This window comes from Dyella sedimenti (assembly GCF_022760995.1).
Lineage (GTDB): Bacteria > Pseudomonadota > Gammaproteobacteria > Xanthomonadales > Rhodanobacteraceae > Dyella > Dyella sedimenti.
Window position 1 is genome coordinate 379,798 of the sequence record NZ_JAKWJO010000002.1, and the last position, 12,590, is coordinate 392,387.

The following is a 12,590-nucleotide window of genomic DNA, read 5'->3' on the forward strand; positions in this document are numbered from 1 at the left end:
CGTAGGGAAGGGCTGGGGAGGGGTGCTCAGTGAACAGGCTCTAGCCGTACTGCTGGCGCAGCCGGGCGTAGACCGGATCGGTGTCCGGGCGCTGGCCGTGCCACAGCTCGAAGGCGTCGGCGGCGGTCTCCACCAGCATGCCCAGGCCATCGAAGGCGAAGCGCGCGCCGGCGGTGCGCGCCCAGGCCAGGAAGTCCATGGCCGCCTGACCGTAGGAAAGGTCGTAGCACAGCGCGCGGTTGCCGACGATGGCGAACGGCAGATCCAGCGACTTGCCCAGCACGCCGGCCGAGGTGGCGTTGACGATCAGGTCGAACGCGCCGAGCTCGGCCAGGTCCTCCCAGTAGCGCGTATGCGCGCGCGCCGGGTCGCCGATGGCGTCGGCCAGCGCGTCGGCGCTTTCCGGCGTGCGGTTGACGATGGTCAGCGTGCGCACGCCCGCATCGAGCAGGGCCCAGGCCACGCCGTGCGCGGCGCCGCCAGCGCCCAGCAGCAGGGCGGTGTGGCCGCGCAGGTCCACGCTGTGCCGTTCGGCGATGTCGCGCACCATGCCGTCGCCATCGGTGTTGTGCGCGGCCAGCCGGCCGCCCGGCAGGGCGGTGAGTACGTTGGCGGCGCCAGCGCGGCGCGCGGCCTCGCTGCTCTCGTCGGCCAGCGCCAGCGCGGCGGCCTTGTGCGGCAGCGTCACGTTGGCGCCACGTCCGCCCTCGGCGAAGAACGCGCGCACGGCGGCCTCGAACGCCTCGGGCGCGGCGTCGATGGTGCGGTAGCCCAATTCCAATCCGAACTGGTGGGCAAAGGCCTGGTGGATCTGCGGCGACAGCGAATGGCCGATGGGGTGGCCAAACACCGCGAACTGTCCTGCGCTCATGCGTGCTCCTGGTGGCTCGATGCGGGCCGCGCGAAGGCGCGGGCCGGTTTCCGGATCGTCCATTTTAGCGACATGCCGGGGCATCGCAGGTTTTGAGATGCCCCCCCGGCACGCTTGCCGCACCTGAACCGAACGGATCATCCCGATGCGCCCGACCGCTTCCGCCCTCCGTCACGAACGCCTGCTCGGCGCGGCCCTGCTGTGGCTACTGGCCGGCGGCCTGCTGCTGCTCACCACGCTGGTGCCGGCGCATACCGCGGCACTGGGCTGGACGCCGGCGTTCTGGCTGGTGGGCGCGCCACTGGGCGTGCTGCTGGTGCTGGAACCGGGCCTGCCACGCCAGCTGCTGGCGATGCGGCGCCCGCGCCGGCGCACGGGCCCCGGACTGATCTGGAACTAGAACCTATTCACCTGGCAGTGGATGACGCGGCCGGAGCGCCGCGATTTGGGATTCCCCCCGATGGCCTGGGATGGCGGGCACCGTCGCGGGAGCGGCGCGACGGAATGCGCCGGCGCAGCGGCGGACCCAGGGACGGGCCGCCGCGACCGCTCCTTGCCTCAGTCCGCCAGGCCGGCGCGCTTGCGCTCCATGCGGCGCAGGAATTCCTGCATCACCTTCAGGTACAGCTGCTCGCCGAGGTAGGCGTCTTCCACGCCTGCGTCGATCGAGGGGTTGTCGTTCACCTCGATCACCACCGGCTTGTCGCCCACGCGCTTGAGGTCCACGCCGTACAAGCCGTTGCCGATGGCCTGGGTGGCCTTCAGCGCCAGCTTCACCACGTCGGGCGGCGCCTGGTTCACCGGGATGGTCTCGAAGCCACCGGACTTGGCGGTGCCCTTGGCGCCATGGTTGTAGATCTGCCAGTGGCCGCGCGACATGTAGTACTTGCAGGCGTACAGCGCCTCGTTGTTGAGCACGCCGATGCGCCAGTCGAACTCGGTATAGACGAACTCCTGCGCCAGCAGCAGCGCGCTGTGCTGGAACAGCTCGGCGGTGGCCTTGCCCAACGCGGCCTCGTCCTCCACCTTCACCACGCCGCGCGAGAACGAGCCGTCGGGGATCTTCAGCACCAGCGGGTAGCCCAGCCGCGCCGCCACCTCCCTGGTGGCCTTGGCGTCGTCGCGGTACAGGATCTCGGTGCGCGGCACCGCCAGCTTGCGCGAGACCATCAGGTCGTTGAGGAAGATCTTGTTGGTGCAGCGCAGGATCGAGGTCGGGTCGTCGATCACCACCATGCCCTCGCGCTCGGCGCGGTGGGCGAAGCGGTAGGTGTGGTTGTCGCTGGCGGTGGTCTCGCGGATGAACAGGCCGTCGTACTCGGCCAGGCGCTGGTAGTCGTTCTTGCTGATCGGGTCGACCTCGATGCCCAGCTCCTTGCCGGCGGCCACGAAGGACTTCAGCGCCTTCCGGTTCGACGGCGGCATCGCCTCGGCCGGGTCCACCAGCATCGCGATGTCGTAGCGGAACTGCTTGCGCGCCTTGGGCTTGCGCCACAGCTTGCGGCTGAAGCGGTCCAGTTCCTCGGCGAAGGCGTCCTCCTGCGCGTCCACCAGGGTATGCAGGCCCACCGGCTTGATCGCGCTGATCTGCCAGACGCGGTCGCGCTCGAACTCGATGCGCAGCAGCGGGCAGGGAAACGTCTCGAACACCTGCCGCGCCAGGTCCTGCAGCGCGGGATAGGCGGTCTGCCCGAAGTAGACCAGGATGCCGAAGTCGGTGGTGTCGCGGCCGCCGGCGGGCAGGAAGTGGGTGAGCTTGGTGCTCAGGTCCTCGATGTCCAGGCCGTACAGCGAGCGGCGGCGCAGGTCATTGACCGTGCGCACCGAGGGCATCACGCGGTGCCCGCGCGCCTCGGCCAGCAGCGACACGTAGTAGCCGGTGCCCAGATACTTGTAGGTGCGGCACAGGTTGATGACGTGGGTGCGCTCGTCGTCCACACCGACCGGCTCGCGCAGGTAGTCCATGGCGGTGACCACGTCCACGGAGGGGTAGTAGGAGCTCCAGTCGGAAGCTTTCTCCACAACGATGACGAGACGGGTCATGACACCTCGGGCAGTTGCAAGCGTCGTCGCCTTGGGAAGGGGCGCCATGGCGCAAGGCGCGCAGTTTGGCACAGGAAGCGGCGGCGCAATGAAGCCTGTCTAAATGCGCCGAAGGTCAGGATTGCCGCGGGGGGACCCGGGGGCTAGAGTGCGCCGCTTCCTCCACGCCGGCCCGATGGAATCCACCGCCGATGACCCCCATGCCCGCGACCGCCGCCGTGCGCGTGCGCCGTGCCGAACTTTCCGATCTCGACGACCTGGTGGCGCTGGAGCAGAGCAGCTTCGCCACCGATCGCCTGAGCCGGGCGCAGTACCGCCGCCACCTGGACAGCGAGACGGCGCAGGTGCTGGTGGCCAGCGCCAACCATCGGCATTTCCTGGGCACGGCGGTGGTGTTCTTCCGCAAGGGCAGCGGGGTGGCGCGGCTGTACTCCCTCGCCACCCGCGCCGAGGCGCGCGGCAAGGGCGTGGGCTCGGCCCTGCTGGAGGCCGCCGAGCAACTGGCGCGCCGCCGCCATTGCCGGACGCTGCGGCTGGAGGTGCGCACCGACAACGAGGCCGCCCTCCGGCTGTACGAGCGGCTGGGCTATGCGCGCATCGGCCGCTACGCGCGCTACTACGGCGACGGGGCGGATGCGTGGCGCTACGAGAAGGCGCTGCGCTAGAAGGGCTGGGCGATCTTCTGCTCGGTCGCCTCGTCCGGCCGTGCCACCAGCGCGCCGGTGCGCATCAGGCTTACCGTGTAGTGGCCCTGGTCGACCAGCGGCAGGTACACGCCGCTGCCGAACAGCGCGTCCACGTCGGGCACCCAGCGCGGGTATTGCCGGTGCAGGTCGAGCAGGTCGAAGCGGCCGGCTTCCTTGAAGTCGACCACCGTGCGCGGCGCGTGCATCTCGTCGGCGGGGTCGTCGTAGCGGCCGGACAGCCGGTCGAGCCGGTATAGCGGCGGCAGGCCGGCCAGCACCGCCGGCAGCTTCCACTTCAGCACCACCGCCTCCACCCGCCAGGCGTCGCCGGCGAGCTGGACCTCGCGGGTGGCGCCATCGGGCCAGTGCAGCACCAGCGACCAGCGCTGCGGCGAGAGGATGCGCGCATCGATCTCCACCACCGGCGTTTCGCCCGACAGCAGGCGGTAGCCGCGCAGCGCATAGCCCATGCCGGCCAGCAGCAAGGTCAGCGCGAACGCCACCAGCAGCAGCAGCGCCCGGCCGGCGGCGGCCAGGCGATGGCCCTGGTCCAGGCGATGGCGCAGGGCCACCAGTTGCACCAGGGTGAGGAACAGCGCGATCACCGCCAGGATCAGCAGGATCGTCGAAGGCAGGCGCAGCAGCGCGGTCCAGTCCATTGTCGTACGGGTGACTTCTCGTACCGCACCGTGGCGGCGACGGCGGCATGATAACGGCACGCCGCGCGCCATGGCTTGGCTCGCCACCTACCGGGGGCTTCCCTATACTGCGGCGGCCCCCACCGCAAACCCTTATCCCATGCGCCGATTCCTGCTGCTACCGCTGTGTTCCGCCCTGGCCCTGCTCGCCAGCTGCGGCAACAAGGGACCGCTGTACATGCCCAAGGCCGCGCCGGCGACGGTCGCTCCCGCCAAGCCGGCCGCGGTGGCGCCGGTGCATGGCTTCGTGACGGACCTGAAGGCCTTCAACGCCTTCATCGCCACCCATCCCACGCCGGCGCAGTTCCGCGCCGCCTACCCGGATGTGCTGCTGGTACTGCCAGGCGACGTCTCCACGCGCGAGCTGCGCACCAACAACAGCCGCTATTTCGCGGAACAGGACAAGGACGGGCGCATCACCGGCGGCAAGTTCCTCTGATGAAGCTCGCCTTCACCAAGATGCACGGCATCGGCAACGACTTCGTGATGGTCGACTGCCGGCATCGGCCGTTTCCGCTGGACGCGGCGCAGATCCGCGCCATCGCCGACCGCCATGCCGGGGTGGGCTTCGACCAGCTGATCAGCATCGAGCCGGCGCGCGATTCCGCCTGTGCGTTCTACTACGGCATCTGGAACGCCGACGGCTCGCCATCAGGCCAGTGCGGCAACGGCGTGCGCTGCGTGGCGGCCTGGCTGCACCGCGCCGGCGAACTGGCGATCGGCGACACGGTACGGCTGGAAAGCCCTTCCGGCCCGGTCACAGTACGCCTGACCGGGCCCGGCGAGGTCACCGTGGACATGGGCGTGCCGGCCTTCGAACCGGCGCGCATCCCCTTCCTGGCCGAGGCCGCCGCCGACCGCTACGCCATCGATGTGGGCGGCGAGACACTGGAGATCGGCGCCGTCTCCATGGGCAATCCGCACGCGGTGGTGGTGGTGGCGGACCTGCACGCGCCGGCCCTGTTCCGCCTGGGGCCGTTGCTGACCACGCACGGACGCTTCCCGCAGGGCGCCAACGCCGGCTTCGTGCAGGTGGTGGACCGCGGCCACCTACGCCTGCGCGTACACGAGCGCGGCAGCGGCTGGACCCTGGCCTGCGGCACTGGCGCCTGCGCGGCGATGGCGGTGATGCACGCGCGCGGCGAGATCGATGCGCGGGCGCGGGTGGAACTGCCGGGCGGCACGCTCGCCATTGCCTGGGCCGGCCCGGGCCAGACCCTGTGGATGACCGGCCCGGCCACCTTCGTGTTCGAGGGCGAATGGCTGGACACCGCCCGGGCACATTGAAAGCCGGTACCCGGGCGTCGCACACTCGGGCCAGCGACGTATCGATCCTGCCGAGGTAAGCCATGTCCGACAGTGCACTCGCCGACACCCTGAGCGCCAGCGATGTGGCGGCCTATCTGCGCCATCACCCGGAATTCCTCAGCGACTATCCCGACCTCGCCGCGCAGCTCACCTTGCCGCGCGAGCAGGGACCGGTCGCCTCGCTGGCGGTCTACCAGCTGCAAAGCCTGCGCGAGAAGAACGCCGAGCTGGAGCGCCAGCTGGCCAGCCTGATCGCCATTGCCGCCGAGAACGAGCGGCTGATGCAGCGCGTGCACGACCTCAACGTGGCCGTGCTGCGCGCCACCACCCCGGCGGTGGCGGCGCGCAGCGTGGTGGCGCGGCTGGCCGAGGATTTCCAGACCGATCAGGTACGCCTGCTGCTGTTCGGCCCCATCGGCCTGCCGCCGGCCGACTGGCTGGTGCACGTGCCGGGCGGCCGCGCCTCGGTGCCGGAATTCGGCGATTTCCTGGCCCACCACGAGCCGGTGTCCGGCCGGTTGTCGGCCGAGCGGCTGTACCGCCTGTTCGGCGACCAGGCGCCGGACATCCGCTCCAGCGCCATCATGCCGCTGGGCGAATTCGGCATCCTGGCCATCGGCAGCCGCGACCCGGACCATTTCCAGCCGGGCATGGGCACGCTGTTCCTGAAGATGATCGCCGCCACCGTCACCGCCGCGCTGCGCCGCTCGCAGGAAGGCATGTGACCGCGCGATGAGCACGCCGCAGGCCCAGGTCGAGGCCTGGCTCGCCCGCCTGGCCGGCGAACGCCAGGCCTCGGCGCATACAGTGGACGGCTATCGCCGCGACCTGGCCAAGCTGCTGCGCTGGATGGAAGCGCAGGGCATCGCCGCCTTCGACGCGCTGGAACCCAACCGCATGCGCGGCTTCGTGGCCGCCGAGCATCGCGGCGGGCTGTCGCCCAAGAGCCTGCAGCGCCTGCTGTCGTCCTGCCGCAGCCTGTTCCGCCAGCTCGGCCGCGAAGGCCAGCTGGCCCACGACCCGCTGGCCGGCGTGCGCGGTCCCAAGGTGCATCGCAAGCTGCCCGAGGTGCTGGACGTGGACGAGGCGGCCGCGCTGGTGGAAATCCCGGGCGAGGGCGCGATCAACCGCCGCGACCGCGCCATGCTGGAACTGTTCTATTCCTCCGGCCTGCGCCTGTCGGAACTGACCGGCCTGCGCTGGATCGACCTGGACCTGGACGCCGGCGAGGTGCGCGTGCTCGGCAAGGGCAGCAAGACGCGCATCGTGCCGGTGGGCCGCCACGCGGTGGCCGCGCTGCGCGCGCTGCGCGCCGCCGAGGGCATCACGCCGGAACAGCCGGTATTCAAGGGGCGCGGCGGCGCGCCGATCAACCCGCGCACCGTTCAATTGCGCCTGAAGAAGCTCGCCCTGCTGCAGGGCATGCCCAAGCGCGTGCACCCGCACTTGCTGCGCCACACCTTCGCCAGCCACATGCTGGAATCCTCCGGCGACCTGCGCGCCGTGCAGGAACTGCTCGGCCACGCCGACATCGCCACGACGCAGATCTATACGCACCTGGATTTCCAACACCTGGCACGCGTGTATGACGCGGCGCATCCGCGGGCGAAGCGGAAGTAGGGCCCGGGTATCTCTGTGGGAGCGCACCCTGCGCGCGACTAGCCCTATGGAGCGGGGGACCCCTCATCCCAACCCCTCAACCTGTCGCGACGCCCCTCCCTCAAGGCCTCCTGCCATGCCGCGGTCGCGCACAGGGTGCGCTCCCACAAAGGTGGCGCCGGTTGGATTTGGCCGGCGCGACCCCACTTCTGGCGAATTCGTATTCCCCCGGAGCCCCCATGGAATCCTTTCACGCCACCACCATCGTCTCGGTGCGCCGCCACGGCCGCGTGGTGATCGGCGGCGACGGCCAGGTCACCCTCGGCAACACGGTGATGAAGGCCAATGCGCGCAAGATCCGCCGCCTGGGCAAGGGCGACGTGCTGGCGGGTTTCGCCGGCGCCACCGCCGATGCCTTCACCCTGTTCGAGCTGTTCGAGCAGAAGCTGGACAAGCACGGCGGCAACCTCACCCGCTCGGCGGTGGAGCTGGCCAAGGAGTGGCGCACCGACCGCCGCCTGGGCCGCCTGGAGGCCATGCTGGCGGTGGCGGACAAGGACGCCTCGCTGCTGATCTCCGGCAACGGCGACGTGCTGGAACCCGAGCACGGGCTGATCGCCATCGGCTCCGGCGGCCCTTACGCGCAGTCCGCCGCGCTGGCACTGATGGAGAACACCGACCTGGACGCCCGCGCCATCGTCGAGCGTGCGCTGAAGATCGCCGGCGACATCTGCATCTACACCAACCACAACACGACTATCGAAGAGCTGTAGGCGCCAGGCGCGACGGCTGCTCCGTCGTCATTCCGGTGCAGGCCGGAATGACGGCGAAAACCCTTTTCCGGTGACCTCCCATGTCCGAACTCACACCCCGCGAAATCGTCAACGAACTCGACCGCTACATCATCGGCCAGCACGACGCCAAGCGCGCCGTGGCCATCGCGCTGCGCAACCGCTGGCGCCGCATGCAGCTGGAACCGGGCCTGCGCGACGAGGTGACGCCCAAGAACATCCTGATGATCGGCCCCACCGGCGTGGGCAAGACCGAGATCGCCCGGCGCCTGGCCACCCTGGCCAACGCGCCGTTCGTGAAGGTGGAAGCCACCAAGTTCACCGAGGTGGGCTACGTCGGCAAGGACGTCGAATCCATCGTGCGCGACCTGGCCGACGTGGCCTACAAACTGACCCGCGAACAGGCCATGAAGCGCGTGCGCTCGGTAGCCGAGGACCGCGCCGAGGACCGCATCCTCGACGCCCTGCTGCCGCGCCGCCAGCAGCCCAGCGACTGGAGCCACGACCCGGCCCCGGCCGGCGACACCCAGGGCGAGACCCGGCAGAAGCTGCGCAAGCAGCTGCGCGAGGGCGCGCTGGACGAGCGCGAGATCGAGCTGGACTTCGCCATGAACGTGGGCGTGGAGATCATGTCCCCGCCGGGCATGGAGGAGATGGGTCAGCAGCTGCGCCAGATGTTCCAGAACCTGGGCGGCGCCAAGACCCAGCAGCGCAAGCTGGCGATCAAGGCGGCGCGCCCGCTGCTGGTCGAGGAGGAGGCCGCCAAGCTGCTCAACGAGGAAGAAGTCCGCACCCAGGCCATGCAGGCCGCCGAGCAGAACGGCATCGTGTTCATCGACGAGATCGACAAGGTCGCCCAGCGCTCCGAATGGGGCGGCGCGGGCGTCAGCCGCGAGGGCGTGCAGCGCGATCTGCTGCCGCTGGTGGAGGGCTCCACCGTGTCCACCAAGTACGGCCCGATCAAGACCGACCACATGCTGTTCATCGCCTCCGGCGCGTTCTCGCTGGCCAAGCCCTCGGACCTGATCCCCGAGCTGCAGGGCCGCCTGCCGATCCGCGTGGAGCTGTCCGCGCTGTCGGTGGAGGACTTCAAGCGCATCCTGCGCGAACCCAACAACGCCCTGACCAAGCAATACGTCGCCCTGCTCGGTACCGAGGGCGTGACGGTGGATTTCACCGAGACCGGCATCGACCGCCTGGCCGAGGTGGCATTCCAGGTGAACGAGCGCACCGAGAACATCGGCGCCCGCCGCCTGCACACGGTGATGGAACGGCTGCTGGAGAGGATCTCCTACGAAGCTGCTGACAAATCCGGCGAAAATTATGTGATCGACGCCGAATATGTGGATAAAAACCTGGGAACTCTGGTCAAGGACGAGGATCTGAGCCGTTACATCCTGTAAACAAGGGGAAAGCCCCTGGCTGTTAAAATTGTGCCCATGGGAAATGTAATTGAACTGAAGACCACCGGCCAGCGTGCCCAACTGCGCGAGGCGCAGCAGCAGCAGCAGCTGGTCCGGTTGTGGCGCGGCGAACTCGAGCACGGCAGCTTCTGCGGTTACGTGGGCGGCGTCGGCCGTGAATTCTTCCTGCTGTGGGTGGTCGGCGACGGCATCACCTATGACGGCATGTACGTGATGCGGCACCGCGACGTCTCCGAGCTGGAGGCGCCGGACAAGCACGCCGTCTTCATGGAGAAGGCGCTGGCCATGAAGCACCTGATGCCGCGTACCCCGCGGGGTTTCCCGCTGGACGACATCCGCAGCGTGATCCAGGCCGCCGCCGCGCAGGCCCCGGTGATCGGCGTGCATGTGGACAGCGAGGACGAGTCGGAGGTCTGCTACATCGGCCGCCTCATCAACGTCGAGGAGGACGGCTTCAACCTGCAGGAGATCTCGCCGGACGCCGAATGGCTGCGCGAGCCTTCGTTCTTCTCCTGGGACGAGGTATCCACCGTCAGCATCGAGGACGGCTACGCCACCTCACTGCTCGCCGTGGCCGGCACCCCGCCGCCGCTGGAGCAGGGCGACTCGGGCGTGGGACACGTGCAGTAACCGAAACGAAAAGGCCGGCTGAAAGCCGGCCTTTTCGTTCCACGGATCGCCTGTGGGAGCGCACCCTGTGCGCGACCGCCTAGCCTGATGCCGATTGTCGCGCACAAGGTGCGCTCCCACATTCCGATGTCATCGGGTCGTCGCCGGTACCGGATCGGGCGCCTTGGCCGTGCGCGCGGCCGGCGCCGCGCCCCTCACCTGCCGCTGGAAGAAATTCTCGATCAGGTGGTACACGTGAGCGCGCTGGCCCGGCAGGTTGAGGCCGTGCTTGGCGCCCGGGTAGGCCATGAACTGGAACTGGGTGCCGCGCTTCTGCAGCTCGGCCATCAGCTCGGTGGAGTTGAGGAACAGCACGTTGTCGTCGGCCATGCCGTGCACCAGGTATAGCCTGGCGGTGAGGCCGTCCAGCCAGGCCAGCGGCGAACTGCGGGTGTAGCCGGCGTCGTTGTCCTGCGGGCGGCCCAGGTAGCGCTCGGTATAGAAAGTGTCGTACAGGCGCCAGTTGGTCACCGGCGCCACCGCCACGCCGCCGGCCAGCTGGTCGGAGGCCTTGGCCAACATCATGGTGGCCATGTAGCCGCCGTAGCTCCAGCCGAACACGCCGATGCGCCGGCCATCCACCCACGGCTGCGACTTCAGCCACTGGATGCCGGCCAGCTGGTCCTCCACCTCGGCGGCGCCCAGCTGCTGGTAGATCGGCGTCTCGAAGGCGTGGCCGCGCCGGGCCATGCCGCGGTTGTCCAGGGTGAACACCACGAAGCCCTGGGCCGCCATGTACTGGTTGAAGTAGTCGCCCCAGGCGTTGGTGACCAGCTGGGCGTGCGGGCCGCCGTAGAACATGTCGAACACCGGGTACTTCCTGCCGGGGTCGAAACCGGCCGGCTTGTACAGGCGGTAGTACAGGGTCTGCCCGTCGGCGGCCTTGAGCGTGCCGAATTCCGGCTTGATGAGGCTGTCGCGGTAGGGCCAGAACGGGTGGTTCTCGTCGAGCCTGTTCGGCTCGATCCAGGCGAGCAGGGTCCCGTCGGGCTTGTGCACGCTGACCTGCGGCGGGGTATCCACGCTGGAGAAGGTATCCACGTAGAAGCTGCCGTCATGGGCGAAGGTGGCCAGGTGCGTGCCCGCGCCCTGGCTCACGCGCACCGGCGCGCGGGCGGTGCTGCCGTCCAGCCTGAGCGCGTAGACCTGGCGCTCGGGCACCGCGTCTTTGTTGGAGCTGACGTAGACCGTGCCGGTGTGCTCGTTCACCGCCAGCAGGCCGTCGATGGGCCAGTCGCCCTCGCTCACCGCATGCTTGAGCTGGCCGTCGATGCCGTAGAGGTACAGGTGGTGGTAGCCGCTGCGCTCGCTGCCCCACAGGAAGCTCTTGCCGTCCTTGAGGAAACTGAGGTCGTCGTTGAGGTTGATCCAGTCGGGGCTGGTCTCGCTGAGCAGGGTGCGTTGGGCCAGGCTATGAGCGTCGACCAGACGCAGGTCCAGGCGCTGCTGGCTGCGCGGCATGCGCTGGTAGGCGAGGTGCTTGCCGTCGGGCAGCCATTTGACGCGGGCGAGATAGAGGTCCGGGTCCTTGCCCAGCTCGATCCAGCGCGGCGGGCCGCCGGTGGGCGCCACCAGCCCCAGCTTCACCGCCACGTTGGGCTGGCCGGCGGCGGGATAGCGCTGCTCCACCATCTCGGTGTGGTCGGCGTACAGCTCGGTGCGCCGGGTGACCGGCACCTTGGCCTCGTCGTAACGCTCGAAGGCGATGGCCGAGTCGTCCGGTGCCCACCAGTAGCCTTCGCTTCGCTCCATTTCCTCCTGCGCCACGAACTCGGCCTCGCCGTTGTGCACGGTGCCGCCGCCATCATGGGTGAGCTGGCGGACCTCGCCACTGGCCAGGTCGATCACCCACAGGTTCTGCTCGCGCACGAAGGACACGTAGCGGCCCTTGGGCGAGATCTTCGGGTCGATCGCGTTGTCGCCGGCATCGAGCGGGCGGGGCGCGGCATCCGGCGTGGCCAGCGTGTAGAGGTAGAGCTTGCCGCTGATGGGAAACAGCAGCTGCTTGCCGTCCGGCGACCACTGGTAGCTGACGATGCCGTGCAGTCCGGCCGTGCGCTCGCGCTCGCGGCGCGCCTTCTCCGCATCGGAGAGCTGCTCGCCATGGGGTTCGAGCTTCGTCGAATCCACCAGCAAGCGGGTCTTGTTGTCCTTGAGCTGATATTCCCACAGGTCGAGCTGGAACTGGTCGTCCGGCTTGGCGCGCAGGAAGGTCACGCGGCTGCCGTCCGGCGAGACCTGCAGGCCGCGCGGCGCCGGACCGGCCAGGCTGCCGCCGTCGAAGATACGTTCAATCGTGAGTTTTTCGGCCATGGTCGGCAGGGCCGCCAACGCGAGGGCGGCAAGCAGGAGGGCGCGCATGGGTACTTCCTTGGGCGACGCGTCGTACGTAAGAACAAGCGGCGATTAGAACGCGTTGCGCGTGTGGAAGCTAGGGGAAACCGGGGTTGGGGAATGGGTAGTGGGGGAGCTGTGGGAGCGCACCCTGTGCGCGACCGCGA

13 protein-coding genes are annotated in these 12,590 nt (G+C 69.2%); 9 read left to right on the forward strand and 4 right to left on the reverse strand.

Annotated features, from left to right (window positions below; all coding sequences use genetic code 11):
* Positions 1-40: 40 nt before the first annotated feature.
* Complete coding sequence (gene aroE, locus MJ605_RS06945; protein ID WP_243040524.1) at positions 41-871, reverse strand: shikimate dehydrogenase; 831 nt, start codon at positions 869-871, stop codon at positions 41-43.
* A 145-nt stretch (positions 872-1,016) separates the two neighbouring features.
* On the opposite strand from aroE, the gene MJ605_RS06950 reads away from it, so the two are divergent.
* The gene (locus tag MJ605_RS06950) at positions 1,017-1,271 is read left to right on the forward strand and encodes a hypothetical protein (RefSeq protein WP_243040525.1); all 255 of its coding nucleotides are present in this window, start codon (positions 1,017-1,019) and stop codon (positions 1,269-1,271) included.
* A 158-nt stretch (positions 1,272-1,429) separates the two neighbouring features.
* On the opposite strand, the gene MJ605_RS06955 is transcribed toward MJ605_RS06950, so the two are convergent.
* The gene (locus tag MJ605_RS06955; RefSeq protein WP_243040526.1) at positions 1,430-2,914 is read right to left on the reverse strand and encodes a RimK family protein; all 1,485 of its coding nucleotides are present in this window, start codon (positions 2,912-2,914) and stop codon (positions 1,430-1,432) included.
* A 191-nt stretch (positions 2,915-3,105) separates the two neighbouring features.
* Here MJ605_RS06955 and MJ605_RS06960 point away from each other — a divergent pair, with 191 nt between their 5' ends.
* Positions 3,106-3,579 (forward strand): GNAT family N-acetyltransferase, encoded by a 474-nt coding sequence (locus MJ605_RS06960; protein ID WP_243040527.1) that lies wholly within the window; start codon positions 3,106-3,108, stop codon positions 3,577-3,579.
* On the opposite strand, the gene MJ605_RS06965 is transcribed toward MJ605_RS06960, so the two are convergent.
* Positions 3,576-4,259, reverse strand: a complete 684-nt coding sequence (locus MJ605_RS06965) for a hypothetical protein (protein WP_243040528.1) — start codon at positions 4,257-4,259, stop codon at positions 3,576-3,578. The genes MJ605_RS06960 and MJ605_RS06965 overlap by 4 nt on opposite strands.
* 139 nt (positions 4,260-4,398) lie before the next feature.
* Here MJ605_RS06965 and lptM point away from each other — a divergent pair, with 139 nt between their 5' ends.
* The 7 genes from lptM (at position 4,399) to MJ605_RS07000 (ending at position 10,050) form a co-directional block, all read left to right on the forward strand.
* Positions 4,399-4,737: an LPS translocon maturation chaperone LptM gene (gene lptM / locus MJ605_RS06970; protein WP_243040529.1), complete on the forward strand. Its 339-nt coding sequence runs from the start codon at positions 4,399-4,401 to the stop codon at positions 4,735-4,737.
* A complete protein-coding gene (gene dapF, locus MJ605_RS06975; protein ID WP_243040530.1) occupies positions 4,737-5,585 on the forward strand; it encodes a diaminopimelate epimerase in 849 nt (282 codons plus the stop codon). Before lptM ends, dapF begins: the two co-directional genes overlap by 1 nt.
* Before the next feature lie 62 nt (positions 5,586-5,647).
* Entirely contained in the window at positions 5,648-6,331 is a 684-nt protein-coding gene (locus MJ605_RS06980; protein WP_243040531.1) for a DUF484 family protein, read from the forward strand.
* Between the two features lie 7 nt (positions 6,332-6,338).
* Positions 6,339-7,226: a tyrosine recombinase XerC gene (gene xerC, locus MJ605_RS06985; RefSeq protein ID WP_243040532.1), complete on the forward strand. Its 888-nt coding sequence runs from the start codon at positions 6,339-6,341 to the stop codon at positions 7,224-7,226.
* Positions 7,227-7,444: 218 nt separating this feature from the next.
* On the forward strand, positions 7,445-7,978 hold the full coding sequence (gene hslV, locus MJ605_RS06990; RefSeq protein WP_243040533.1) for an ATP-dependent protease subunit HslV: 534 nt from the start codon (positions 7,445-7,447) through the stop codon (positions 7,976-7,978).
* A gap of 80 nt (positions 7,979-8,058) precedes the next feature.
* The gene (gene hslU / locus MJ605_RS06995) at positions 8,059-9,399 is read left to right on the forward strand and encodes an ATP-dependent protease ATPase subunit HslU (protein WP_243040534.1); all 1,341 of its coding nucleotides are present in this window, start codon (positions 8,059-8,061) and stop codon (positions 9,397-9,399) included.
* 36 nt (positions 9,400-9,435) lie between these two features.
* Entirely contained in the window at positions 9,436-10,050 is a 615-nt protein-coding gene (locus MJ605_RS07000; RefSeq protein WP_243040535.1) for a hypothetical protein, read from the forward strand.
* A 129-nt stretch (positions 10,051-10,179) separates the two neighbouring features.
* Here the strand turns inward: MJ605_RS07000 and MJ605_RS07005 are convergent, their stop codons facing one another.
* Positions 10,180-12,450 carry a S9 family peptidase gene (locus MJ605_RS07005; protein WP_243040536.1) on the reverse strand — a complete coding sequence of 757 codons (2,271 nt, stop codon included), beginning with the start codon at positions 12,448-12,450 and terminating at the stop codon, positions 10,180-10,182.
* Positions 12,451-12,590: the final 140 nt, after the last annotated feature.